This window comes from Parvibaculum lavamentivorans DS-1, from assembly GCF_000017565.1.
Lineage (GTDB): Bacteria > Pseudomonadota > Alphaproteobacteria > Parvibaculales > Parvibaculaceae > Parvibaculum > Parvibaculum lavamentivorans.
Genome location: NC_009719.1, coordinates 2,337,189 through 2,361,858 on the forward strand (window position 1 = coordinate 2,337,189; position 24,670 = coordinate 2,361,858).

Sequence of the window (24,670 nt, forward strand, 5' to 3'; positions counted from 1 at the left end):
GATCGCGATATTGGCTCTTGGTGCCGCGCCGCTGTCCGGGTCAAATCCGGGTCTCGCAACGAGGTCCGCAATGTCCAACGATGAAGCCGCCAATCTTGCAGCCGCCAACCTCGCCGTCGTCCGGCGTTATGCCGAGGCATGGGAGAAAGGCGACCTCGCGGCGATTGTCGCCTGCTATCACGACGATTTCACGCTCCACTACGGCGGCGCCCATTCGCTTGCCGGCACGCATGCGGGAAAGCCGGCCGCGCTCGCGGCGCTTGCCGAGTTCAGCAAGCGCACCGGCCGCAAGCTGGTCGCGATCCTCGACGTCATGGCCGGGCAGGAGCGTGCCGTCGTGATCGCGCGCGAGCATTTCGACAATGGCGCGCTCATCGCCGATGTCGAGCGCGTGCTCGTCTACCGGATCGCGGACGGGCTCTTGCGCGAATGCTGGCTCCACGATGCCGACCAGCCGCTGATCGACCGGCTTCTCGCGGTTTCGTGATCCCGCCCCGGTCCCGGCGCCTTTTGCGGGCGGGCGGCAATCCCCATATACTGGGTCAAACCCCCAACAATGGGAGGCGTCCCCCATGTTCAATCTCCGCAAGAAGACCGAAATGCCCGCGCCCGGCGAGGCGCTTCCCGGCCGCGATTTCGCGATCCCGACCGCGTCGCGCCATTTCGTCAACGGCGCGGACCTCAAGGGCCCCTATCCCGAAGGCAGCGAAACGGCGATCTTCGGCCTTGGCTGCTTCTGGGGCGCGGAACGGAAATTCTGGGAGTTGCCCGGCGTCCATGTGACGGCGGTGGGCTATGCCGGCGGCTATTCGCCGAACCCCACCTATGAGGAAGTCTGTTCCGGGCGCACCGGCCACAACGAAGTCGTGCTCGTCGTCTACGATCCGAAGAAGGTGAGCTACGAGGCGCTGCTGAAGACCTTCTGGGAAAGCCACAACCCGACGCAAGGCATGCGCCAGGGCAATGATGTCGGCACGCAATACCGCTCCGGCATCTATGTGACGAGCCCCGCCCAGCGCGAAGCCGCGGAAAGCTCCCGGGCCGCCTATGAGGCCGAGCTCCGCAAGCAGGGCTATGACGTCATCACGACGGAAATCCTCGACGCGCCGGAATTCTATTTCGCCGAGGACTACCACCAGCAATATCTCGCGAAAAACCCCGCCGGCTATTGCGGCCTCGGCGGCACCGGCGTTTCGTGCCCGATAGGCACCGGCGTCAACGCGGCCTAGCGGGTGGACGTTGGCGAGGGCGCGCCGCGCGGCAGGCCGCAATGCAGGCATTTTCTCGCGAGTGGGTTGCCGCACCACCACGTCATGAAGAACTGATTGTTGCAACGAGGGCAACGAAACCAGGAATACCAGATACCGACGGCGAGAAATGCGCCCATCCATGAGATGCCGATGACGAAGAAGAGGTTCTCGCCCAGCGCTGCTCCGAAGGCATTGAGAACTGCCGTCGCAATTAGGGAAAGCAGTACGACACCGGGCAGATATCCTGCGAAGACCGCCAGAAGAATGAGCCTTCTTCGGCGCATGTCAGCCCAGGCGGCCTCGTAATCAGCATTCTCGACCATCGGATGTTCCCCCTTGCGGGGAAGATTAGCACAGGGAAGTGCGGCGTCAGCGCGGACCGGGCTTACCCGCGGGGCTTAATCCGGCAGCGTCGGGCCGTTTGGCTTGGCGCTGCCGTCGATGAAGAGCGAGAATTTCCGCAGGCCTTCCACCTGCGCGAAGCAGGTGTTGAGGATGACGAGGATCGGCACCGCCAGCACCGCGCCGATGACGCCCCACATCCAGCCCCAGAAGACGATGGAGATGAAGACCACCGCCGCGTTCAGCGTATGCCGCCGGCCGAGCACCGACGGCGTCACGAATTGCGACTCGATGAGGTTGCAGAGGAAATAGGCGGCGGGCGCGAGCAGGGCATGGCCGACGCTGTCGAAGGTCATGAAGGCGACGAAGCCCGTCAGCGCCATGCCGGCCAGCGCGCCCGCATAGGGAATGAAGTTCAAGAGCGCGGCGGCGAAGCCCCAGAGCAGCGCGTTGGGCAGCCCGATTGCCCACATGGAAAGGCCGATGGCGACGCCGAGCCCCGCATTGATGAGGCTGATCGAGAACAGATAGGTCGAGATTTCGCGCTCGATGCTTCTGAGGATGCGCCGCGCGCGCTCCTTGTCGGTCAGCCGCTTGGCCGAGCGGATGATGCGGTCGCGCAGGAGTTCGCCGGTCGCCAGCAGGAAATAGAGCAGCACGATGAAGATGAGGATCGAGGCGCCCTTCTGCCCGGCCACTTCCATCGCCTGCGCGACAAGCCCTTCGTCCCGCACCACGACCTCGCGCGGTGCATCGTCCGCCCGCGTCATTTCCTCGACCTGCTTCGAGGCGCGCCGCATCGCCGCCATCGGCTCGGAGAGCTCGCGCGACTTCTCCTCGAACTCCTCGATTGCGGCGGGAATACGCGCCGTCCATTCGGCCGCCGGTTCCGCCAGAAGATAGACCGATCCCGCCAGCGCGCCGATCAGTGTCGCCACGATGATCGAGGCGGAAAGCGCGTCGGGCAGGAAGCGCAAGGGCGCCGCCCGCATCAGCGGCATGAAGATGAAACTGCCGACCACCGCCGCCGTAATCGGCGCGACGAGGTTCTGCGCGAGATAGGCCGTATAGAGGATGGCGAGCACGGCGAGGATCGCCAGCGCCGTTTCCGCCCGCATGATGCGCGCGCGGCGTCCCGGCGTGAATCCGCCCGCCGCTTCCGTGCCGCGTTCGGCGTCAGTCTCCGGCACTCTGGCTCCCCCGCATTGAAAGGCGGCCATGAAAAAGGCCGCACCATAATAACGGGCGGCCTCTTCCTTGGTTCCTTCGCTGGCTCACACGCCGGCCAGCGCGTCCCGCCTTGCGTCCGCATCGGCGCGCATGGCGTTTTTCATGGCTTTCTGCAGCTTCTCGAAGGCGCGCACCTCGATCTGGCGCACGCGCTCTCGGCTGATGCCATATTCCTGGCTGAGGTCTTCCAGCGTCGCCGGCTCGTCCTTCAGCCTGCGCTCCGTCAGAATGTGCATCTCGCGCTCGTTCAGCGTCGCCATGGCGGCGGCCAGCATTTCGCGGCGCTGGTCCAGCTCCTCGGCCTCGCCCAGCGTCGCTTCCTGATCGGCGGTGTCGTCCACCAGCCAGTCCTGCCACTCGCCGCCTTCCGAGTCCTGCCGCAAGGGTGCGTTCAGCGAATTGTCGGGGCCGGAAAGCCGCCGGTTCATCGAGATCACCTCGTCCTCGGTCACGCCGAGCCGGTCGGAAATCACCTTCACCTGTTCGGGGTGGAGGTCGCCTTCCTCGATCGCCTGGATCTGGCCCTTCACCTTGCGGAGATTGAAGAAGAGCTTCTTCTGCGCCGCGGTCGTGCCCATTTTCACGAGCGACCATGACCGCAGGATATATTCCTGGATCGAGGCGCGGATCCACCACATGGCATAGGTCGCAAGCCGGAAGCCGCGCTCCGGCTCGAAGCGCTTCACCGCCTGCATCAGGCCCACATTGCCTTCCGAGATCACCTCGCCGATCGGCAGCCCATAGCCGCGATAGCCCATGGCGATCTTCGCCACGAGGCGGAGATGCGACGTCACAAGCTGGTGCGCCGCCTCGGTGTCCTCATGCTCCCGCCAGCGTTTGGCGAGCATGTATTCCTCCTGCGGCTCCAGCATCGGAAACTTGCGGATTTCCTGCAGGTAGCGCGACAGCGAGCCCTCCGGGTTAGGCGCGGGCGCGAGCCGCGTCCCCGGCGCCTTCACCAGCGCCCTCGGCGCCTTGGGCGCCTTTTCGGCGGCCTTGCCTGCTGTTTTCTCTGTCTTGGCCTCGGCCATGGCAAACCCCTGATCCGGCCCGGTCCCCGGGCCCATCGGTCCAATACCCGACATAATACGTCGGATTATCAAACGCGTGAATGCGGCAAAAAGCTTGAACGTCCCCGCCGCGAACGATGTTCCGAACCTGACAGCCCCCAAGGCAAAAAAGGTCCGGCCGAGAGCGTATATGGGGAGGAATGGGGCGGGGAAAAGGGGGGCGGGCTCAGCTCAATTGTCCCCAGCCGCCGCCCTTTTCCGTGAAATAGTCCCGCTCCCTGGTCGCCAGCTTGAGCCCAAGCAGGTCCGCAAGCTGCGAGATTTCGCGGCCGATCAGATCGTCGAAATCCTTCAATCCATGCGAAGGCAGCACAGCCGTCTGCCTGTCCAGCTCCGCCAGCATCGGCCCGACTTCACCCTCGATGAAGCGCCGCTGCGCCGTCGCCGTGCCCGGCCCGAAAGCCGCCATGAAAGCGGCGATGTCGCCCGCCGTCACCGTGTCGAAGCGGTCGGCGGCGCCGATCCTGAAGGCCAGCTCGTCGGTATAGCGCCCGGTCAGCCGCACGGGTTGCAGGTCGTAAAGCGGCGCAAGGCGCGGTATAGGCCCCGTGTCGTAAAGCAGCGCATGGTTCTTCGCGTGATTGTCGTTATTGCCGATCGCGAGATTGAAAAACGCCGACACCATGAAGCTGCGCTTGTCTCTTGCCGGCGCGGCGGTGCGGCCGAGCAGGTCTGAAACGGCGGTGGCCGCGAAGCGCAATTCTGCCGTTCCGTTGCGCTCATATTTGAGGCGAGCAGGCAGGCCCAATGCCTGACAGAAATCTTCCTGGTGGATGCGCGTCACGCTATTGACGTCGATGCGGCGGTCGAAGCGCAAGCTCAACAAGCCGGCTTCGTCGTCGAGTTTGAATTCCGCCGGTATGGCGACCTCGAGCCCCACGGCATGCGCCAGTCGCGTGGCAACGGCTTCCAGCAACACTTCGCGTGCCAGTCGGCGCTCCGGCACCTTCAATATATGCGTCGTCGGCACGCGCAGGCCGGGCTTCGGCAGGCCGAAACGGCCCTTCGCGATTTCTGTCAGCGCGATCTTGCGCTGCACGCCTGCAACCGGCGACGGGTCTTTTATGGCGTCCGGTAAGGGCAACTTGTCTGCGAGGCGGCGCATGATATCGATGAGTTCCTCGCGCGGCAGTTCGTCGTAATCCGTGGCGAGGTTACCCGGAACCTTGACCGGGCCGCTTCCCGGCGGCAGGCAACTGATCGCGCCCGCGCAGTCGCCGCCGACAAAACTCAGCAGGCCGACAATGTCGTCGCGGGCGATACGTTCGCGGTCCATCGTCTGCTGAAGCTGATCGTTTTCCTGTAGCAGGTTGTCGAAAAAGGCGCGTGACTCGACATCGCCGTAAGGTTCCTCGCGCAGCGGCAGGGACAACGAGAGCGGCATGGCGTCGGTGCGCGCGAGATAGTCTGGCGTATAAGCGAAGCGGCAGCCGCCATCCTTGCGCGCCAGATGCCCGAGTGGAATGTCGGCGGCTTCCAAGCGCACGTCCAGAATGTCGGGCTGTGCGGCACTCATCGCTTGCGCGCCACAAGGTCGACGCCGAGCGCCTGACACACCTTCAGTACACGTCCTATTTCGAGCGTCGCCTTGCCGTTTTCCAGTTCCGACACGAAACGCCGGCCCACACCCGCCATGTCGGCCAGTTCTTGCTGGGAGAGGTCTTTGGTGATGCGGGCGGTTCTGACGAGATCGCCAAGATTCCTGAACGACTGGATTGGGGTTTCGGGCTTCGGGCTTGTGGACGTTGCCAGCGGGGCCAGGAGTTCGGCCAAGGGGGCGGGGGAGGCGGTCGCCACGCTTGTAACGGCGAGGTCGTCCAGCAATCCTGCTCTCCCGGTCTTCCTGCCGCGGCTTGTCATGAGGTGTGCTCCCGTTCGGGAGCATACTGGCATTCTGAGGCCTCAATGTCAATTAATGATCCCGAACGGGATCAAGTTGGCAAAGGACGGCGCCGACCGGTCGATCTGCTCCCGTTCGGGATCAGATTATGTCGCCTTCTTCTTCGCTCGTGCCTCCACATCGACCTTCAGGTGTCCCGTCATCGCCTCGAAGATTGCGGCGAGATTGTCCATGCTTGGGTTGCCCCGGCTCGACAACATGCGGTGAAGGCTTTTCGGCGGTATGCCGGTAAGTGCGGAAAGCTCCTCGAAGCCGAGCGTGCCGTTCACGATATCCCGCAGCATCAGACGCGCGACTTCCGGTTCGCCGCCGAGAAAGACAGTCGCCGCTTCCGTCAGCGCCCCGCGCGCGAAAGCGGGGTCGCGGCGGATGCGCTCGACAATGGTTTGGCTTGCGTCACGGGTCAGCATGGCAGGTCTCGTCGGGTCGAGGTTCGCCCAACTCTATCCTGTCCAAGATCGTTCGACTACGGAGTAATGCCACCCTCAAACCGTCATGGCCCGCCTTATGCGGGCCATCCACGTCTTTAGGATTAGTTCGCACTTCCAGGTACGTCATTGCGAGGAGCATAGCGACGAAGCAATCCAGTCTTTACGATGTGGTTTCTGGATTGCTTCGCTTCGCTCGCAATGACGAGAGGAAAACGTGGATGGCCCGCATAAAGCGGGCCATGACGGCGGGCGGGGGCGTAACCCCAAGCGAAGCTCTGCGTCTCTGCGCCTCTGCGTGCAAACCCTTGCGGACTCGCATCCGCATCACGTTGCGGCAGCCCCTCACCCTTCCGCCGTCTGGCGACGGCTCCCTCCCTCTCCCCGACGGGGCGAGGGGCTGTTGCCCTTCGCTTGCGCTTCGGGCGTTCGGGACTTGAAAAGGTCCACCGGACCTTTTCATTTGCTGCGCAAACCGTCCCTCACCCCCTCCAACGCCCTCACCAGCTCCTGCATATCCTCCGGCAACGGAGCATCAAAGCTCATCTTCTCTCCTGCCACCGGATGCTCAAAGCCCAGATGATGCGCGTGCAGCGCCTGGCGGTTCAGCCGTTCCAGCGCGGCTTGCGCTTCCGGCGAGAGTTTCGATTTGCGGCTTTTCATCCCCGTGCCATAGGTCGCGTCGCCGAGCAGCGGGTGGCCGAGTGCCGTCATGTGAACGCGGATCTGGTGGGTGCGGCCGGTTTCGAGGCGGCATTCGACTTCGGCCACCAGCCCGTCGGCATAATCCGTCTTCACCGTATAATGCGTGATGGCGATGCGGCCGCCGGTTTCCTCGCCCCGGTCGCGCACCGTCGCCATCTTCGAGCGGTTATGGCTTGAGCGCGCGATGTTCGCGTCGACTGTTCCCTTGCGCGTCTGCGGCACGCCCCATGTGAGCGCCGTATAGGCGCGCGTCAGTTTGCCGTCGCGGCCATGCGCGGCGAATTGCGCGGAGAGGCCCTGATGCGCGCGGTCCGTCTTCGCGACGACCATCAGCCCGCTCGTCTCCTTGTCGAGCCGGTGGACGATGCCCGGCCGCTTCTCGCCGCCGATGCCCGAAAGCGTCTCGCCGCAATGCGCGACCAGCGCGTTCACCAGCGTCATGTCCGGGTTGCCGGGCGCGGGATGGACGACGAGCCCCGCCGGCTTCATCACCACGATGAGGTCGGCATCCTCGTAAACGATTTCGAGCGGGATCGCCTGTCCCGCGGGCTTTGCGGGCGTCGGCGGCGGCACCGAGACGGAGAGGCGCTCGCCCGCCTTCACGCGGTAGGAGGGATCGGTGAGGAGCTTCGGCGCGCCCGCCTTCTCCTCGCGCGAGACCTGCCCCTGTTCGATCAGCTGGCGCATCCGCGCGCGAGAGAGCGTTGCGGGCGCGTCGCCTTCGCCCTTGTCCCCCAGCGCCTCCGTGAGATACTTGTCGAGCCGCGCGCCCGCATCCTCCGCCGTTACAGTCACGGCGCGCGTCTCCGCTTCGGCGCGGGGGCTTTCATTCAGCGTTTCAGGAGCGATCGACATCATGGCCGAGGATACAACATCGCAGCGCGAAGCGCCGCAATCCGTCGCAGCCGGCGGGCCGGACCTTCGCAAGCTGAAGCGCGCCATGGCCATCATGTCGGCTGTGCTGGTGCTGAGCTTCATGGTCGTCATCGCCGCCTTTGTCTGGCGGCTCAGCGGTTCGGGCAGCCGCGAGGCGGCGCTGCCCTCGGGCGACCAATTCGGCGTCTCGCGCATCGCCGTCGCGCCGGGCGAGACCGTCCGCTCCGTCACGCTCGATGAAGAGCGCATCGCCGTCCATGTCGGCAGCGACGGCGCCGAGGCCATCATCATCATCAATGTGAAGACCGGCGAAGAGCTCGGCCGCATCCTCCTCACCCCCATGTCCGGCTTCGCCGCGCGGGAGTAGGGCAGGGGATAGAAAATCGCGGCGGGGATAAGAAACGGCGGGGGAGGATAACTTCCTTCCCACCCCCCCTAGGGGGAGGGTCGATAAAATTCCCGTCCGGGAATTTTTCGGGGCGGGGGCACCGCCCTCACCCCACTCACCGCCCGCGAACCGAGCCCATCCAGAAACCGGGGATTACTTGTTTCACTCAGTTCCTCAACCCCCTCGAAAAAGCGGGCGGGGACAAGTGCGCGCAAAGCGGCGCGGGAGACGCTTCGGCATGGCCGAAAGCGGTTCATGACGGTCTCGTGACAGTTCGATGACAGTTAAACCGGGGACAAGCCGCTGGCGGCCGTGTCTGTCAGCAATATCAATGATTTGGGAGGGGGAGGGTGCCGCCGGCGCCGGGGGAGGAGGGAGGATGGCACCGGCGGCATTCTGAAAGTCAGGTCGGGGAGGAGGATCGACCGACGTTTCGTGAGGTGAATATCGCCTCGGAATGACAGTTTGTCAATTGCCATTCTATTGCATTGCAAAAACTTCACGTAGTTTGGGATGCGAACGAAAATCATCGTAAGTCATTGATATTACTTGTATAAAATTGGATAATGCGGAGCGCCAGCCCGCGAAAATACGTTGGGTGCGGTCGAATGACGCAGCGCAGAAATTCATTTTTAGGGGCTGTGCCCTAGGAAAAAACGGGGCTTTGAGGATTGCTCTTGCGCGGATTCCGCAACCGTCCTAAAAGACGGCCGATCCGGCTTGTCCCCTTCGTCTAGCGGTTAGGACATCGCCCTCTCACGGCGAAAACAGGGGTTCGATTCCCCTAGGGGATACCAGATTCTTCCAGCAAAATCAGTTGGTTACAGGTTGCTGAAAAAGCGGTCCATGCCGCTTTCGCCTTCGGCCCGGTAGCCCATTCCGGCCAGCAGGGCCGCCAGGGGCGCATACTGAGACGGTCCTGACTCGATTTGCAGGCTGGCCTTGTTGCGCGTCAGGAAATTCCGCATGCCTTCAAGCGCCCGCTGCTCGTGGCCCTCGACATCCATCTTGATAAAAACTCTTCTGTTTTCAATGGGATAGTGGTCGTCGAAGCGGATCACGGGGACCGTAATCTGGCGGTCGAACTTTCTCTTGTCGCTCCTTATCCCGGTGCCGAGCTGTGAATGGATGGTGCTGTCCGCATAAACGGTCATCGTCGCTTCGCCATTCTCGTCGCTCAGCGCGGCTTGGCGGGCGGTCACTATGTCGCTGAATTCATTGAGGAAAATGTTGCCGCAAAGCTGGTTATGGCTCTCCGGCTGCGGCTCGAAGGCGATGGTCTCGATCGGGCCGGCGCGGCGGTTGAGGTCGATAGCGTAAAGGCCGAGATTGGCGCCTACGTCTATGAAAAGATTGAGCTTTTTGTCCCGGATTTCGGCTGCCGCCCGCTCCCGCAGGGCGCGTTCCCAGTTCAGGCCGCCCATCATCTTCTGGTCCAGCCGGTTCCTTTTCGAGAGCAGGAACCGGCAGCCCTCATGGCTGACAATCGACATCTCTCCATGCCGGACAGCGTTGAGCCGCTTCAGAAAACTTGCTTTTATATCAGTCACTTATGTCGTCCCGGGGGGCTCAGATATAGGCGGTAACAACCTGAATGGCGAGGGCGGCCAGCGCGCCGAGCCACAGCACCGCCGTCGACAGCAGGCCGATGGTGAAGCCGGTCGAGCGCTTCAGCGCCTCGGCATAATAGCCGCGGGCGTAAACCACTCTGCCGATTGGATAAATCACGCCGACCAGTGCCGCCCACATGTCGCCGAAGATCAGCGCGAAGAGCCAGAGCGCCGGCAGGAAGATCAGCAGCCCCTCGGTCGTGTTGCCATGCACGCGCATGACGCGCAGAAAATCATCGGGGCCATCCGTGCGCGGGGCGGAAATATTGTGTGCTGCCCGTGCCTTACCGACTTTGTAGGCCATCCAGAAATAGACAGCCAGCGTGATCAGCATGACCAGGCCGGTCAGCGGATATGCGAAATTCATCATGGCGGTTCTCCCCAATCCAGTGCCCTGCATCAAGAAGATCAGCTTGTTCTGATTCCGGCAAATAAAAGAAGGGCTTGGCCCTATTGGGGGGCGACGCCGGCTTCCAGTGCGCGGATGCGCGCGGCGAGGGTGAGGTCGCCGATTAGGGCGTCGCCATTGGTCTCGGGGCCGGCTTCGGCGCGGTTTTCCGCCATTTCCGGCTCGGCTGTGTTGTCCAGTTCCTCGAGCAGCGAGGCCTTCACCTCGGCCAGCGTGCGCGCATCCGCGTCGCGCTCATCGTCCGGGTAGGGCTCAAGTGCTTGTGCCGTAACGCTTTTCGGATTTTCCGGCGCGGCTGCGGGGCGCAGTTCCGCAGTCAGCCGGGCGGCCGTTGCGGACAGGTTCTGCAGGTGGGTGCGCGCTTCCTCGTGGCGGCGCGCTTCGTCTGCGATTGCCTGTTCGAGGGTGGCGAGTTCCGCTCCGATGGCGGCAGCCTGGGTGTCGCGGGTCGCTAACTCGGCCTTCAACTTGCTGATTTCATTCGTCAAAGAGCGCGCTTCCGCGATCAGGCGGTTGTTGTCGCGGGCCAGTTCATTGTTGGCATCGGCGAGTTCGCGCCGTTCCGCGCGGAGGCTTTCGATTTCCGCATGAAGCGGGGCGGCGTCGCGTTCCTGCCGTTGCAGCATCGCATCCAGATCCGCGGATCTGGCGGAAATGCTGCCATTCTCATCCAGCCGCCGGGTCGTCACGGTCACCGCGCGGCGCCACACGAACTGCGCCGCGATGATCGCGAACAGCGTCGCGATGAAAAAGCCGAGCGCCATCAGCATCAGACTTTCGATCATCGGATCCTCCGGGGCGCCCGCTTCAGCGGTCTGTCAGGTGGCGGAAAAACTGCGCAAGACTGCCAGAAAAGGTTTCAGGCTGCCACCTTGCAAGCGTTGTCCGGCGTGTTTCCCGCGCCTTCTGCGTCAGAAGGGCAACCACTCGCGGCTCTTCGTATATTTCAGGTAGCCGACCGAGGCGCCGAGGCGGAGGCCGACGCCCGATCGCATGGGGGCAAGCACTATGTCGTCGCGCTGCTGGTAGTTGATGCCGATGCCGCCCACCAGATAGGCGCTGCCCTCGACGCCGGGGAATCGCTGATAGATCGTTTCGCCGTTGGGCAGATTGTAGACGAGGGTGAAAACCTTGACCGCATTGCCGCCGAAATCCCAGCCCGCACTCGGTCCCTGCCAGTAAACCCGCTGCCGCGTACCGTTTTTCATCACGAGCTCGCCCTGGCCATAGCGCAGGCCGATAACGAAGGCACCGCTCGCTTCCTCGCCCTTGATATAGGCATTGGGCTCGCCATAGCGTTCAAACACGGTGTTTACGGCATCGGCGAGACCCTTGGAGACGGCGCCGAAGAAGTCGCCCGCTTCCTTGACGATTTCCCCTTCCTTGTAGGTATCCGATTGCGGCTGCTGATTTGTCTGCGCCAAAGCAGGGACGGCGGCAAAGACGAGAGCGAAAAAAAGAAGCGCGCCAGCGGCCATATGCCAGATGCGAGGGTCGGCATGCGCTGTGGCAGCTTTCGCGTGGACGTCTGTCTCGTTGGAGCGTACCTGGCTTGGAGTGGTCTTCATCTATGCTTCCTTCAATTTCCTGTATCTGCCCGCCATCGAATCGCCGCCAACTCGTGCGAAAGTTTATCGCATAATCCGTAGACGGCAGCCGGGACGATATTGGCGATGCAGGATGGCAAAACGGTGACCGGAAATAGGCAAGCGTACTTGCAGCAGGAAATGGACCCTGCCTCATGCTGAAGTCCTGGCGGCGCCGGATCGCGTTCATTTTCCTCATGCTGCTTGCCCTGGCGGGTGCGGCCGCAGTCTATGTCTGGATTGAACGCGCTTCGCTCGCGGAAAAGGTTATCGGGCGCGTATTAGCGGCGCGTGGTATTGCCCCCGTTTCCTTCAGTGTCGGTTTCATCGGCTTCCGGAGCATTTCGCTTTACGACATCGTAGTGGGTGAGCCCGAGGATCCGGATGCCGAGGCTGACAGCATCACCATCGCCTATGCGCCAGGCGAGTTGCTTTCCGGCAGTGTCCGTTCAATTGAAGTCGGTGAATTGAAGCTCCGGGCCAAAGTGGCAGATGGGGAGCTTTCGCTCGGCGCGCTCGATCCGTTACTCGCAGGTGAGGGCGGAGGAGGGGCATTTGAGGTGCCGCCTGCTCAAATCGAAAACATCCTTGGCAGGCTTGAGACGAGCGCCGGCACATTTCTCTTGAGCGGTGCTCTGGACATCCGGCCGGAAGGAGAGGGGCTTCTTGCATCCACGGATGCGCTTGAGATTGCGGAGACCGTGGGGCCGCCGCGCTTTGCACCGATCATCCTGTCGGGCGTCTTGAAGCTCGATAAGGGAATGATGTCATTCGACGCCGCCGCCGCGATCGCGCGGCCGGACGCCTCGCCCGTTCCGATTCTTCAAGCCGAAGGCAGCTACGACACGGCGGACAAATCCGGCAGTGCAGTCGCCAAGGGAGCCGTATCATTCACGGAAGGTGGCGTTACGCCGGCAACCTTGTCGCCGATGCTCGAGCGCTTCTATCTCGATATCGAAGGGAGGGTGTCCTATCGGGCGGATATTGAAGTTGTCTCGGGCAGAGCGGAGGTTGCCGCAGAAGCCGATCTCGACAGGTTGTCGCTCAGGCAGACGGCTGCGGGCTCGGCCGTTTTTTCGGGGCCAGTCCGGTTCTCTACGGTTCTTGGCGGGGCAGATGGCAGCGAGGCCTCGCCGCTTCGCGTCGAACTCGATGCCGTTCGGGTCGAGGATCTTGCGAGGCCCAACCGCTTCGCACCGCTTACGATAGAGGGGCCTATCGAATTTCTGCAGCCTGTCCTTAGCGCCCGTCTGATTGCGCGCAGCGCGTTACCTGCAATTCGCGGTGCGAGGCTGGGCGAGCTGACGGCGCAATACGATATAGCGGCCGGGAAGGGGAATTTGCGCGCGAGCGGCAATCTGGAGTTCGCGCCCGGGCGGCTTGAGCTTCAGACCGTCCTGCCTTTGCTTCGAGGCAGTGTCACGCGCATGAGCGGCAAGATGAGTTACACGGCCGAGGCCACACTCTCTGATCGCGGCGTGACAAGTTCTGCGCGGGCAACGGTGTCCAATCTCGGTTTTGTCACAACCGCGGCCACCGCGGAAGGCGTCGAAGGGAATGTGCGTCTCGCAAGCCTCTTGCCGCTGCGGACCCAAGGCGTTCAAACGCTACGGATAAAACGACTCCAGGCCGGGGTGCCCCTTTCCGACGGGGCGATCTCATTTGACTTCAACAGGGAAGGTTTGAGACTTGTCGACGCGACATGGCCGTTTGCCAAGGGGAAACTCATATTGGTTTCATCGGGGGGAGCGATCACGGCGTCCAATGCGGAGTTCATCCTGACTGTTCAGGATATCGACCTTGCAGCACTTATTGAACTTGTCGAGGTGCCGGGGCTGAGGGCGACAGGCCACATCAGCGGAAAGGTTCCGGTAGCTATCCGGAACGGCGATCCAATTCTGCTCGATGGAAAAGTGGCGGCGCAGGATGATGGCATCATAACTTACAAGAGCGCCGCTACAGATGCCGCACCTACCGAGCAGACAAAACTTCTCACCGATGCCTTGCGCAACTTTCATTACACGGAGCTATCTGGCGGCTTGTCCGGCAATGCGAACGGAGATCTTGTTCTGGCGCTTGCGTTGCGCGGTGCCAATCCGGACCTCTATGACGGATATCCGTTCGCCATCAATGTGAAGCTGGAAGGATCGCTTGCGGAAGTATTGCGACGTGGTACCGTTGGCTTCAGTCCCATTGAGCTTATCAAACAGGAGCCGGAGCCGGCGTTGACGCCTCCTGCCAAAAAGATGGAGCCATGAGCTTGCAAGAAACGAAAGCCATTGGAGTGGTTTCCTTCAGCCGAGGCGCTCTGCTTGCTGTGGCGGCATCAATGCTGCTCGCCGCTTGCAATCCGACGGTGAAGATCGAAGCGCCGGACAAGCCCATCGAGATCAATCTGAACGTCAAGATCGAGCAGGAAGTGCGGGTCAAGGTAGACCGCGATCTCGACGACCTGCTGGAATCAAATCCTGATCTGTTCTGAGGAAGAACATGCACCTTTTTCCGAAATCCATACTCGCGATGCTGATGCTGGCGGCTTCCGTCTTTGCCGCCGCACCTGCTTTGGCCATCGATCTCGATTCAGCCAAAGCCCAGGGGCTGGTCGGCGAGCAGCTGACCGGTTACATCGGCATTGTCACAGCCAGCCCAACGCCCGAGGTCAGGACGATGGTGAATGAGATCAATCTGCGCCGGCGCGCCTCCTATCAGGAGATTGCCGCAAAGACTCCGGGGGCGACTTTGAACGCTGTTGAAAAGCTTGCCGCGGAGAAGCTCATCGCCAAAACTCCCTCCGGGCAATATGTCCAGAACGCGGCCGGCCAGTGGGTGAAGAAGCCCTGATCGCGTATCGTTCCGGTACGATGGCGCGCGCTGAAGGAACGCTTTTTCAGCATTCTGTCTCCCGGTGGGGCGATCAACTGCCATTTCTGCCGGTTGTCCGGCTATCAGCCGCGGCATAACGCTTGCAATTCCAGTTCCGACCAGCTTTTCCGCCTGCATTTAATTTGCGTGGCGGGGTCGGCGCGGACCTCCGATGGTCGGGGGGCCAGTTCGCCGGTTTGCGCCGACCGGCTTGGTCGCCTCCGTTGGCCTCGACAGCACCAGACTCCGGACCGGAATTTCCGGTCCGGAGCTCAGGAGGCTCTCCGTAATTTCACATGAAGCTAAGCCGGTGCGCCCCGGGCCACGAAGAACGGGTTATCGAGCCCGCGCTCGGTTTTGCCATAGATGAGCGGCGTACCATCAAGCTGGGTCACGCTGCCGCCTGCGGAAAGCAGAACTGCGTGACCGGCGGCGGTGTCCCACTCCATCGTACGTCCGTGCCGCGGATAGAGGTCTGCCTCGCCGGCGGCAATCAGGCAAAATTTCAGCGATGAGCCCGCAGCGAGGAATTCTTTCACCTTGTAGAGATTGAGATATTCATCGGTCTTAGTGTCGCGATGCGTACGGCTTGCGATCACGACCAGCCCATCGGCGTCCGGCTTGCGGGCAGCGATCCGGCGCGGGGCTTCTCCGGCCGCAGCGCGGCTACCCGGGGCGATGATCTGTTCGAAGGCTTCGCCGGCGCCATATCCGAAAAACATGCGTTCCTTGGCCGGCGCGTAGACCACCCCGGCGACCGGCAGTCTGTCCTCGATCAGTGCGATGTTGACCGTGAATTCGCCGTTCTTGTTGACGAACTCCTTGGTACCGTCGAGCGGATCCACGAGAAAGAAGCGGTTGCCGAATTCGGGAACATATCCTCCGGAGGCTGCTTCCTCCGAGACGACCGGGACTTCCGGCATTGTCTCTTTAAGGCCCGCAAGGATCAGCGCCTCAGCGTCGCGATCGGCGGCGGTAACGGGGCTGTTGTCGTCCTTCCGGATGACTTCAAAATCGGTCCGGTAGTGGTCCATAATCGCTTCGCCGGCGGCCAGCGCAATGCGGCGAAGTTCATCCGTAAGGGCGGCTCGGCTGGAAGTCAGTGTCGTCACATCGAAATCCTTGGCTGGTACGGGCGGAACGGAGGGAAAATCGGCGTGGGCGAAGGGGCAGGAAGGTAGAGAGGCCTCCCCCCCCTTTGGACACCGGGGCTGGCATTGAACGGCCTGCGATGCTATCAGGCTTTCTAGGGTTTTCGGGGTTCTAGGGCAATGGATATGAGCGAAACGAACGATGTCTCCGCGCTGGAGCTCGCAGCGTTGATGTGCAGCCGTGTTTGTCACGACGTGATCAGTCCGGTCGGTGCTATTATCAACGGGCTTGAGGTGCTGGCGGATGACGACGATCCGGAGATGAAGGCTCACGCCATGGAGCTCATCACGAAGAGCGCGGCACAGGCCTCCGCCAAGCTGCAATTCGCAAGGCTGTGTTTCGGCGCGGCGGGTTCGGCGAGCGCCGAACTGGACCTGCAGGACGCAAAAGCCGTCGCCGAGGGGCTGATGATGGGCGAGCGCGCGGCGCTGACCTGGAATGCGCCCGCGGCGACGATAGGCAAGGACTATGTAAAGCTGTTGCTCAACATGATCCTTATCGGCATGGCGGCTATTCCTCGGGGCGGCGAGGTTGCCGTATCGGTAGATGGCGAGCTGGCAAAGCCGACATTGCGTATTCGTTCGACCGGTCAGGCTGCTCGTATCCCCGAAGAGACGGCAAAGTTTCTCGGTGGCAGATCGCCCGATCGCTTTCTCGATGCAAGGGCGGCCCAGCCCTATTTTACGGGGCTGGTCGCCCGCTCACTCGGGCTTTCCATCGACGCCCGCATGGACGGCGAGGCATTTGTGATCGAAGCATCATTTGTCGATAGCGGCGCCGGCGTCTGACGCGGAGCGCCCAAATTCCAGATAAAAAAAGGGACGTCCCCCCGGACGTCCCTTTTTCATGCCGCAACGCGTTGCCGGATCAGGCAGACGCCTTGGCAGGCATGTTCCCCTCGGCCGGGTCGCGCAGCACGTAGCCCCGTCCCCACACGGTTTCGATGTAGTGATCGCCGCCCGTCGAAGCTGCGAGCTTCTTACGGAGCTTGCAGATGAAGACGTCGATAATCTTGAGTTCCGGCTCGTCCATGCCGCCATAGAGATGGTTCAGGAACATCTCCTTGGTCAGCGTCGTGCCTTTGCGGAGCGAGAGCAGCTCCAGCATCTGATATTCCTTGCCGGTCAGATGAACCCGGTTGTTTTCCACTTCGACGGTCTTCGTGTCGAGGTTGACGGTCAACTTGCCGGTGTTGATGACCGATTGCGAGTGGCCCTTGGAACGGCGGACAACGGCATGAATGCGCGCCACCAGTTCGTCTTTGTGAAAGGGCTTGGTCATGTAGTCATCGGCGCCGAAGCCCAGGCCGCGGACCTTGTTCTCGATCCCGGCGAGGCCGGAGAGAATGAGGATCGGGGTGGTGATCTTGCCAACCCGCAGCGACTTCAGAACCTCATATCCGCTCATATCGGGGAGATTCAGGTCGAGGAGGATGATGTCGTAATCGTAAAGCTTACCGAGATCGACCCCTTCTTCACCGAGGTCGGTGGTGTACACATTGAAACCATCCGACTTGAGCATCAGCTCGATGCTCTGCGCTGTCGCGCTGTCGTCTTCGATGAGCAGAACTCTCATTGGTCCCCCTCTCGGCGATCGGAAACTGCCAGTCGCCAGCGGTTTGGTTAATCCATGTTTTGGACCTTAAGGCGATTTGGTTAACAAAGGTTAATCGGAATGAAAAAAATTCAGAAAAATTTATGCATCGGATTCTAAGTGCTTGGTGTGATTCAATTTTCTGAATCCAGAATCGTGAAGATCGCCGCCCGGCGGGGAAAAAATGGCTTCGAGCGGGCAATGGCAGGTCCGTTTCGACAGCTAAACCGGCCGTCAGGGTTTACGCGGTCTTAAAGTCTTTCGGGACATTATCCCCATGGAACCGGCCCCGGCTGCTGTTCCACGTTAATCCGGCGGCAATCGCCGCTCAGATGGGGACTTGAGTCCGGTGCAGGCACTACTGGCTGAAATAGGCGCGCTCGCGGACGTGAAACATTACGGCCGTGTCGTCAGCATTCAGGGGCTGATGGTCGAGGTGGCCGGGCCGCTCCATGCCATGGGTGTGGGGAGCAGGCTCAACGTTTCCAACCGTGCCGGCGAGGAAGTGATCTGCGAGGTTGTCGGATTTCGCGACAACAAGGCGCTTTGTCTGCCATTTGGCGCGCTTGCGGGCATAGGCGTCGGGTGCAAGGCGGTACTTTCATCGGAAGAGCCGCACGTATATCCCTCCAGCGCCTGGCTGGGCCGCGTCGTCAACGCGATGGGCGAGCCGATGGACGGCAAGGGACCAATCGCACAAGGCGCACAACCTTATCTGTTGCGCAATATGCCGCCGCCCGCTCATACGCGCCAGCGAGTGCGTGGCAAGATCGATCTGGGCGTGCGCGCGCTGAATACCTTCACAACATGCTGCCGTGGGCAGCGTATGGGTATTTTCGCCGGGTCCGGCGTCGGCAAGTCTGTTCTGCTTTCGATGCTTGCCCGCAACACGGCTTGCGACGTTTCCGTGATTGGCCTTATTGGCGAGCGCGGCCGTGAGGTTCAGGAATTTATTGAAGATGACCTCGGACCGGAGGGGCTGGCCCGTTCGGTCGTCGTCGTGGCGACATCGGATGAGCCCGCCTTGATGCGCCGACAGGCCGCTTATCTCACGCTTAGCCTGGCCGAATATTTTCGCGATCGCGACCAGAATGTCCTTTGCATGATGGACAGCGTCACCCGCTTTGCCGTCGCTCAGCGCGAGATAGGGCTTTCCACCGGCGAACCGCCGACGAGCAAGGGCTATACGCCGACCGTTTTTGCCGAGTTGCCGAAACTTCTTGAGCGGGCAGGGCCGGGCACGGGGAGCGGCAACATAACCGGGCTCTTCACCGTCCTGGTCGATGGCGACGACCATAACGAGCCCGTCGCCGACGCCGTGCGCTCAATCCTCGACGGACATATCGTAATGGAGCGTTCGATTGCGGAACGCGGACGTTATCCGGCGATCAACGTGCTGAAATCCGTTTCGCGGACCATGCCGGACTGCAATGAAGCGGAAGAAAACGAGCTGATCCGGCGCGCCCGCGCGCTTATGGCCACTTATGACGACATGGAAGAACTGATCCGGCTGGGCGCTTATCGTCCAGGGTCAGATCCGCAGGTCGATGAGGCCATCTTCTATCAGCCGGCACTGGAAGCATTTCTGGCGCAGAACAAGCATGATGCGAGCAGTCTCGCCGAAGGCTACAGCGCGCTCGCCGCGGTTTTGGCAAACCGCCCCCGGATATCCGAGGAGACTGAGTGATGCGTAACCGCGAGTCTCTCATCCGGCTCCACAAATTTCAGGTTGATGAGAAGCGCCGGAAGGTCGCTGAACTCGAGCTCATGTTGTCAGAGTTTCGACAGCGTGAACGCGACCTCGAAGCACAAGTGGAGGCGGAGCAGCGGAAAGCCGGCATTTCGGATGTTGCGCATTTCGCCTACCCAATGTTCGCCAAATCCGTCATCCGCCGGCGGGAGAACATTCTGGAATCGATAGACGGGATCGAGCGGCAACTTGAAGCAGCGAAAGAGGAGCTCTCCGGCGCCTTTCGCGAACTCAAGAAGTACGAGTTGCTGGAAGGCAGCCGCAAGCGCAAGGTTCACAAGGAAGCAATGCGTGTGGAGCAGGCGGAACTCGACGAAGTATCGCTTTCGATCCACCGCCGTCATTAGGCTCACCTAGCGGCGCGTCCCCCCTTTCTCTTCGTTGAATGCACGCTAGAATGACCGCTTGCACAACAGAAAGCGGTCAACGCCCATGCCTTCGTTCGACATTGTCTCCAAAACCGATTTTGCCGAGATCGATAACGCGCTTCAGAATGTGACGCGCGAAATCAGCCAGCGGTACGACTTCAAGGGCGCGCACTGCACGGTGGAGCGGAAGGATCAGGAGCTGACGATTAATGCAGATGACGATCTGAAGCTAAAGCAGATGCATGAATTGCTGCAGGGGCATTTGGCCCGCCGAAACGTCGAGGCAGGGGTTCTGGATTACAAGGAACCGGAGAAGGCGGCCGGGCAAAGCGTGCGCCAAAAGGTGGCAATCCGCGATGGGCTCGACAAGGAGCTTGCGAAGCGGATTGTAAAGGACATCAAGGGATCCGGCCTGAAGGTTCAAGTCGCCATTCAGGGTGACGAGCTGAGAGTCTCGGGAAAGAAACGAGACGACCTCCAGGCCGTAATCCAGTTTGTGAAGGGGCTGAAGATCGAGCAGCCCCTGCAATATGAAAATTTCCGCGACTAGCCGCGGAAGAAGAGCCGCCGAACGAGATAGATCAGGCTGATGGCGATCAGATAACCGACGAAGCGGATAGCCACCAGTTTGAGAACCTCGAGATCAAGATAATCCGGCAGCGGGTTGGCAGCGCCCGCGTAGAAGTTGCGGCCGATGTTCACAAGTTCATGGACCACCGTGGCGCCAAGCGCGAACACAACGATCCTGTTATAGCGGTTCATGATGATGGCCGCGATCAGGGCGATAACCAGCCCCTGGATCGAATTGACCGTGTCGAATCCCATCCGCGCCCATGCGAGCGCCTGGTTCAGATACTCTGTTAGTTCCATCTTGTCCCCCTCAAGCATTATCACCCGCGAGAGCCCCTCTCCCGGGTATGTCGTAGAAACCCTTGCCACCACGCAGGGCCGTCTACGAGATATCGGGTGAGGTTATCTCAAAATGAGACAAGGTCTAGCTATTTGGTTCACCGAACCGTCAGCATGCGTCGCAAGATTGTCATGAGGAAAGTCCGGGGGAATGGATTTCCTGCTTCGTTTTTGCTGAGAACGCAGCTTTTCCGCTGTTTGTCCTCCGCGCGATACGGCGGATGGCAAGGCAGCGAGACGTGGTTAACAAAGGTGCTGTTCGACAGAGTCCTCCTGGCCGTGCTCCCGATTACACGCTGCCGACTGTGCGCAAGCGGACTCGCGGGTGGATTTCGTTCTGCGACATGACAAAGGTCTGCGGCCGGAAGCGCTCGATGATGGACCTTACATAGGGCCTCACGCCGGGGCTTGTCAGCAAGACGGGGACTTCGCCGGCGCGAGCTGCGTCTTCGAACCGATCGCGCACGTTTGCAATGAAGTCCTGAAGCACGGAGGGCTGCATCGCCAGCTGCTTTTCCTCGCCAGCCCCGACCAGAGATTCAGCGAAAGCCTGTTCCCAACGCGGTGACAAGGTAATGAGCGGCACTGCGTTATCCGCATCCGAATGGGCGGCGCAAATCTGACGGGCAAGGCGAGCGCGGACGTGCTCGGTGATAAGAGTCAGACTCTGCGTGTGGCCGACCGCTTCGGCGATGCCTTCCATGATCGTCGCAAGATCGCGGATCGAGATACGTTCGTTGAGCAGTGTCTGAAGCACACGCTGAATACCGGTGACGGTGATTTGTGACGGCACAAGATCCTCGACGAGTTTCTTATGTTCCTTGCCGAGTTCATCGAGAAGCTTCTGCACTTCCGCGTAAGACAGAAGATCCGCCATGTTGTCTTTAATGATCTCCGTCAGATGCGTGGTGAGCACCGTCGGTGGATCGACGACGGTATATCCGCGGAACGATGCTTCCTCACGCAAGCCCTCGTCGATCCATGTTGCGGGGAGCCCGAAGGCAGGCTCTGTCGTGTGAAGGCCGGGAAGCTGAATCTGGCTGCCATGCGGGTCCATGACCAGCAGCTGGCCGACATAAACATCACCCCGGCCGGATTCGACTTCTTTCACGCGGATCACGTAGCTGTTCGCGTCGATCTGAACATTGTCGAGAATGCGTACCGACGGCATCACGAAGCCCATGTCGCTTGCGATCTGGCGCCGCAGAGCCTTGATCTGTTCCGTGAGCTTCTGATGATCCTTCCCATTGATGAGGGGCAGGAGAGCGTAGCCGATTTCCAGGCGGAGTTCGTCCATCTTCAGCGCCGTGCCAATGGGCTCTTCGGCAACGGGCGCGGCGTCGGCTTCTTTTGCTTCGGCCACCGCTATCTCATCGGCACGTTCTCTTCGAGACTTTGTCAGATAGAACGCCAAGCCACCTGTAGCGCCAGCGAGGGCCAGGAAGGGGACCGCCGGCAGGCCCGGAAGCAGCGCCATGGTGCCCATGACAAACGAAGACATCCCCAGCGCCTGAGGATATCCCGACAATTGCTCGAAAAGGGCCTCATCGGCTGCGCCTTCGACGCCGGCCTTCGACACGAGGAGGCCTGCGGCCGTCGACACGATGAGGGCCGGTATCTGGCTCACCAGGCCGTCGCCAACAGTCAGCAGCGTATAAGTGTGAGCAGCATCGCCAAATCCCATGTCGTTTTGAGCGACGCCGACGATAATGCCACCAACAACATTGATGAAGGTGATGAGCAGTCCGGCGATCGCATCGCCACGTACGAACTTCGATGCACCATCCATGGCGCCGAAGAATGAGCTTTCATTCTCGAGGTCGGAGCGGCGCGTACGGGCTTCCTTCTCGTCAATCAATCCGGCGGACAAATCGGCATCGATTGCCATTTGCTTGCCTGGCATGGCATCCAACGTGAAGCGCGCCGCGACTTCCGCGATACGGCCCGAGCCCTTTGTGATGACTACAAAGTTCACAATCACCAGGATCGCGAACACGATCACACCAATGACGAAATTGCCCTGCATGACGAAGTTGCCGAAGGCCTCGATGACCTTGCCGGCGCTTTCGGTTCCTTCGTGGCCGTGGCCAAGGATCAGGCGAGTAGAGGCGAGATTGAGCGCAAGGCGCAGCATCGTCGCGATAAGAAGGACAGTTGGAAACGCGCTGAACTCGAGAGGCTTTTGAATAAACAGAGCCGTCATCAGCACAAGCACAGAAAAGGTAATCGAGATCGCGAGCGAGAAATCCAGCAAGAAGGCCGGTAGCGGCAGGATCAGAACCACAATGATGGCAATCACGCCGAAGGCGAGGGCGAGATCGCCGCGCTTGGCAATATCTGTCAGCAGGCTGCCGGGGGTCATGCCGGCAAGCCCGAGACCGCCAAGCAGCCCCTTTTTTCCTGCTGCGCTACTCGCGTCGCTCATTCAGTGCATTCCCCGGATTTGCAGCAGTTTCAACCGAAATAGGCGCGGACTTCGCCCGGTGTAGGCACGGGAACGCCTTGTTCGCCGTATTCCTTGAGCTTGTTCCGCAGCGTCCGGATAGAGATGCCAAGAATGTTGGCTGCATGAGTGCGATTGCCGAGACAGTGATCGAGGGTCTGCAGGATAAGATCCTGCTCCACTTCGGCTACCGTTTTGCCGACAAAGGCGCGCGAAGCCGCCTCGGCCGCGCTGGCAGCTTTGTATGCAACACCATCAAGAGCCGCATCCTCGAGCCTTGTTCCGTCCGGAAGGCGGATTGCTTCCACATCGATCTCGCTCCCTGTTGTGAGGAGAACGGCGCGATGCATCGTATTCTCGAGTTCACGCACGTTGCCGGCCCATTGATGCCGGGTCAGAAAGCGACGGGCCTCCACGGAGATCGGCTTAGGAGAAAGGCCGTTGGTCTTTGCGTAGCGGACGGCGAAGTGATCCGCGAGAGCCAGGACGTCGGCAGAGCGCTCGCGCAGGGGCGGCAGCTGCAGGTTCACAACGTTGAGTCGGTAAAACAGATCCTCGCGGAAGCGCCCAGCCCGAGCCTCCGCCTGCAGGTTCCTGTTGGAGGTCGCGATAATGCGGATGTTTACCTTCACCGGTGTCTTTCCGCCGACACGGTCAATCTCGCGCTCCTGGATTGCGCGCAGAAGCTTGGCCTGCAGACGGATGTCCATTTCGCTGATTTCGTCGAGAAGAAGAGTGCCGCCGTCTGCCTCTTCAAACTTGCCGATGCGGCGTGCCACGGCCCCGGTAAAGGCGCCCTTTTCATGCCCGAAAAGCTCGGACTCCAGAAGGTTTTCCGGAATTGCGGCGCAGTTGACCGAAATGAATGGCTTGTCGCGGCGAAGTGAATGGCTATGGACATAACGAGCCATAACTTCCTTGCCGGTGCCGGACTCTCCGGTGATCAGGATAGAAGCTTCGGAGGTTGCCACCTGGTCGGCGAGCTTGACGACGCTCGCCATTTTTGGGTCCTGAAAGATCAGCGCGTGGCTTTCGTCCGCCACGGCAGCCAGGACGGCGGCAATGAGCTCTGCATCGGGCGGCAGCGGTATGTATTCCTTCGCGCCGGCGCGGATAGCGTTGACGGCCGCGCGCGCGTCGGTTTCGACGCCGCAGGCAACCACGGGAATGCAAATATGCTCGACCTGAAGGCGGGCGATGAGGTCCGCGATGTCGGCCGCAACGTCCACCATCATAAGGTCCGCGCCGCGACCCGCGCGCAGCGCATCGATCGCCTGATTGACGGTTTCCGTGTGGGTGACCTTGGCGCCCTTCGACATCGCCATTTTCGTGGCGGTTGAGAGCTGTCCGTTGAGTGTTCCGACGATCAGAAGGCGCATTTGCGGCTCCTCTACTTTCTATTCTGGCTTTTTACCGGGCGGTCATTGATCTGAGGCGATCAGCTCACGCCGCCTTTGACGATTTCGGTCATCGTGACGCCGAGGCGATCATCCACGACCACAACTTCGCCGCGTGCGACCAATCGGTCATTGACGTAGATATCGATGGCTTCTCCGACCTTGCGATCAAGTTCCACGATGGCGCCCCGACCGAGCTTGAGCAGATTTGACACCTCGATGTGAGTCTTGCCGAGCACGGCAGAGACGTTAACCGGCACATCGAATACAGCTTCGAGATCCTGGGCGGTGCGAACCTGTTCTTCTTCATGCTCGCTCGGGCCGGCCTCGGCCGGAGGCAAGCTGTCGATGTTGGCGAGATCCGGAAGGGCGACTTCTTCGTCCTGGTCGGCCATGCTATGG

At 61.1% G+C, this 24,670-nt stretch carries 27 protein-coding genes and 1 tRNA gene; 11 read left to right on the forward strand and 17 right to left on the reverse strand.

Annotation, left to right across the window (positions count from 1 at the left end; all coding sequences use genetic code 11):
• Window positions 1–70: 70 nt before the first annotated feature.
• Window positions 71–487, forward strand: a complete 417-nt coding sequence (locus tag PLAV_RS10910) for a nuclear transport factor 2 family protein (protein WP_012111074.1) — start codon at window positions 71–73, stop codon at window positions 485–487.
• Window positions 488–572: 85 nt separating this feature from the next.
• Window positions 573–1,229, forward strand: a complete 657-nt coding sequence (gene msrA, locus PLAV_RS10915; protein WP_012111075.1) for a peptide-methionine (S)-S-oxide reductase MsrA — start codon at window positions 573–575, stop codon at window positions 1,227–1,229.
• Here the strand turns inward: msrA and PLAV_RS10920 are convergent.
• The 7 genes from PLAV_RS10920 to PLAV_RS10950 all read right to left on the reverse strand — a co-directional run bounded on the left by PLAV_RS10920 (window position 1,226) and on the right by PLAV_RS10950 (window position 7,783).
• Complete coding sequence (locus tag PLAV_RS10920) at window positions 1,226–1,573, reverse strand: hypothetical protein (RefSeq protein ID WP_012111076.1); 348 nt, start codon at window positions 1,571–1,573, stop codon at window positions 1,226–1,228. The two genes, msrA and PLAV_RS10920, sit on opposite strands and share 4 nt — an antisense overlap.
• Before the next feature lie 75 nt (window positions 1,574–1,648).
• Entirely contained in the window at window positions 1,649–2,782 is a 1,134-nt protein-coding gene (locus PLAV_RS10925; protein WP_168713194.1) for an AI-2E family transporter, read from the reverse strand.
• Window positions 2,783–2,866: 84 nt separating this feature from the next.
• Window positions 2,867–3,853 (reverse strand): RNA polymerase sigma factor RpoH, encoded by a 987-nt coding sequence (rpoH, locus tag PLAV_RS10930; RefSeq protein WP_143710206.1) that lies wholly within the window; start codon window positions 3,851–3,853, stop codon window positions 2,867–2,869.
• 205 nt (window positions 3,854–4,058) lie between these two features.
• Complete coding sequence (locus PLAV_RS10935) at window positions 4,059–5,408, reverse strand: HipA domain-containing protein (protein WP_012111079.1); 1,350 nt, start codon at window positions 5,406–5,408, stop codon at window positions 4,059–4,061.
• A complete protein-coding gene (locus tag PLAV_RS19355; RefSeq protein ID WP_143710207.1) occupies window positions 5,405–5,752 on the reverse strand; it encodes a helix-turn-helix transcriptional regulator in 348 nt (115 codons plus the stop codon). Before PLAV_RS19355 ends, PLAV_RS10935 begins: the two co-directional genes overlap by 4 nt.
• Window positions 5,753–5,878: 126 nt before the next feature.
• On the reverse strand, window positions 5,879–6,202 hold the full coding sequence (locus PLAV_RS10945; protein WP_012111081.1) for a helix-turn-helix domain-containing transcriptional regulator: 324 nt from the start codon (window positions 6,200–6,202) through the stop codon (window positions 5,879–5,881).
• A gap of 477 nt (window positions 6,203–6,679) precedes the next feature.
• Window positions 6,680–7,783 carry an RluA family pseudouridine synthase gene (locus tag PLAV_RS10950; protein WP_041535960.1) on the reverse strand — a complete coding sequence of 368 codons (1,104 nt, stop codon included), beginning with the start codon at window positions 7,781–7,783 and terminating at the stop codon, window positions 6,680–6,682.
• On the opposite strand from PLAV_RS10950, the gene PLAV_RS10955 reads away from it, so the two are divergent.
• A complete protein-coding gene (locus PLAV_RS10955) occupies window positions 7,782–8,168 on the forward strand; it encodes a DUF6476 family protein (protein ID WP_041535961.1) in 387 nt (128 codons plus the stop codon). The two genes, PLAV_RS10950 and PLAV_RS10955, sit on opposite strands and share 2 nt — an antisense overlap.
• Window positions 8,169–8,911: 743 nt before the next feature.
• Window positions 8,912–8,986, forward strand: a tRNA-Glu gene (locus PLAV_RS10960).
• 24 nt (window positions 8,987–9,010) lie between these two features.
• On the opposite strand, the gene PLAV_RS10965 is transcribed toward PLAV_RS10960, so the two are convergent.
• From PLAV_RS10965 to PLAV_RS10980, 4 genes are all read right to left on the reverse strand, one after another.
• Window positions 9,011–9,739, reverse strand: a complete 729-nt coding sequence (locus tag PLAV_RS10965) for an FkbM family methyltransferase (protein ID WP_012111084.1) — start codon at window positions 9,737–9,739, stop codon at window positions 9,011–9,013.
• A 19-nt stretch (window positions 9,740–9,758) separates the two neighbouring features.
• Entirely contained in the window at window positions 9,759–10,169 is a 411-nt protein-coding gene (locus tag PLAV_RS10970; protein ID WP_012111085.1) for an MAPEG family protein, read from the reverse strand.
• A gap of 80 nt (window positions 10,170–10,249) precedes the next feature.
• Window positions 10,250–10,993 carry a hypothetical protein gene (locus PLAV_RS10975; protein WP_012111086.1) on the reverse strand — a complete coding sequence of 248 codons (744 nt, stop codon included), beginning with the start codon at window positions 10,991–10,993 and terminating at the stop codon, window positions 10,250–10,252.
• A 126-nt stretch (window positions 10,994–11,119) separates the two neighbouring features.
• The gene (locus PLAV_RS10980) at window positions 11,120–11,776 is read right to left on the reverse strand and encodes a DUF1134 domain-containing protein (RefSeq protein ID WP_012111087.1); all 657 of its coding nucleotides are present in this window, start codon (window positions 11,774–11,776) and stop codon (window positions 11,120–11,122) included.
• 173 nt (window positions 11,777–11,949) lie between these two features.
• On the opposite strand from PLAV_RS10980, the gene PLAV_RS10985 reads away from it, so the two are divergent.
• The 3 genes from PLAV_RS10985 to PLAV_RS10995 are packed head-to-tail and all read left to right on the forward strand — an operon-like array spanning window position 11,950 to window position 14,635.
• Entirely contained in the window at window positions 11,950–14,052 is a 2,103-nt protein-coding gene (locus tag PLAV_RS10985) for an intermembrane phospholipid transport YdbH family protein (protein WP_012111088.1), read from the forward strand.
• Window positions 14,049–14,276 (forward strand): YnbE family lipoprotein, encoded by a 228-nt coding sequence (locus PLAV_RS10990; protein WP_049767768.1) that lies wholly within the window; start codon window positions 14,049–14,051, stop codon window positions 14,274–14,276. The genes PLAV_RS10985 and PLAV_RS10990 overlap by 4 nt, the downstream gene beginning before the upstream one ends.
• An 8-nt stretch (window positions 14,277–14,284) precedes the next feature.
• On the forward strand, window positions 14,285–14,635 hold the full coding sequence (locus tag PLAV_RS10995; protein ID WP_012111090.1) for a YdbL family probable chaperone protein: 351 nt from the start codon (window positions 14,285–14,287) through the stop codon (window positions 14,633–14,635).
• 323 nt (window positions 14,636–14,958) lie between these two features.
• On the opposite strand, the gene cysQ is transcribed toward PLAV_RS10995, so the two are convergent.
• The gene (gene cysQ / locus PLAV_RS11000) at window positions 14,959–15,768 is read right to left on the reverse strand and encodes a 3'(2'),5'-bisphosphate nucleotidase CysQ (RefSeq protein WP_012111091.1); all 810 of its coding nucleotides are present in this window, start codon (window positions 15,766–15,768) and stop codon (window positions 14,959–14,961) included.
• 165 nt (window positions 15,769–15,933) lie between these two features.
• Between cysQ and chpT the strand changes: the two genes are divergently transcribed.
• Complete coding sequence (gene chpT, locus PLAV_RS11005; protein WP_041535963.1) at window positions 15,934–16,596, forward strand: histidine phosphotransferase ChpT; 663 nt, start codon at window positions 15,934–15,936, stop codon at window positions 16,594–16,596.
• Window positions 16,597–16,675: 79 nt separating this feature from the next.
• Here chpT and ctrA read toward each other — a convergent pair whose 3' ends face one another.
• Window positions 16,676–17,383: a response regulator transcription factor CtrA gene (gene ctrA, locus PLAV_RS11010; RefSeq protein ID WP_012111093.1), complete on the reverse strand. Its 708-nt coding sequence runs from the start codon at window positions 17,381–17,383 to the stop codon at window positions 16,676–16,678.
• Between the two features lie 367 nt (window positions 17,384–17,750).
• On the opposite strand from ctrA, the gene fliI reads away from it, so the two are divergent.
• The 3 genes from fliI to PLAV_RS11025 all read left to right on the forward strand — a co-directional run bounded on the left by fliI (window position 17,751) and on the right by PLAV_RS11025 (window position 20,069).
• Entirely contained in the window at window positions 17,751–19,088 is a 1,338-nt protein-coding gene (fliI, locus tag PLAV_RS11015; protein WP_012111094.1) for a flagellar protein export ATPase FliI, read from the forward strand.
• A complete protein-coding gene (gene fliJ, locus PLAV_RS11020) occupies window positions 19,088–19,498 on the forward strand; it encodes a flagellar export protein FliJ (protein WP_012111095.1) in 411 nt (136 codons plus the stop codon). Before fliI ends, fliJ begins: the two co-directional genes overlap by 1 nt.
• 85 nt (window positions 19,499–19,583) lie before the next feature.
• Window positions 19,584–20,069 (forward strand): YajQ family cyclic di-GMP-binding protein, encoded by a 486-nt coding sequence (locus tag PLAV_RS11025; RefSeq protein WP_012111096.1) that lies wholly within the window; start codon window positions 19,584–19,586, stop codon window positions 20,067–20,069.
• Here PLAV_RS11025 and PLAV_RS11030 read toward each other — a convergent pair.
• From PLAV_RS11030 to fliN, 4 genes are all read right to left on the reverse strand, one after another.
• A complete protein-coding gene (locus PLAV_RS11030; RefSeq protein WP_012111097.1) occupies window positions 20,066–20,389 on the reverse strand; it encodes a hypothetical protein in 324 nt (107 codons plus the stop codon). The genes PLAV_RS11025 and PLAV_RS11030 overlap by 4 nt on opposite strands.
• Window positions 20,390–20,717: 328 nt before the next feature.
• A complete protein-coding gene (gene flhA, locus PLAV_RS11035) occupies window positions 20,718–22,853 on the reverse strand; it encodes a flagellar biosynthesis protein FlhA (RefSeq protein WP_012111098.1) in 2,136 nt (711 codons plus the stop codon).
• 29 nt (window positions 22,854–22,882) lie between these two features.
• Entirely contained in the window at window positions 22,883–24,250 is a 1,368-nt protein-coding gene (flbD, locus tag PLAV_RS11040) for a sigma-54-dependent transcriptional regulator FlbD (RefSeq protein ID WP_012111099.1), read from the reverse strand.
• Window positions 24,251–24,309: 59 nt separating this feature from the next.
• Window positions 24,310–24,663 carry a flagellar motor switch protein FliN gene (gene fliN / locus PLAV_RS11045; RefSeq protein ID WP_012111100.1) on the reverse strand — a complete coding sequence of 118 codons (354 nt, stop codon included), beginning with the start codon at window positions 24,661–24,663 and terminating at the stop codon, window positions 24,310–24,312.
• Window positions 24,664–24,670: the final 7 nt, after the last annotated feature.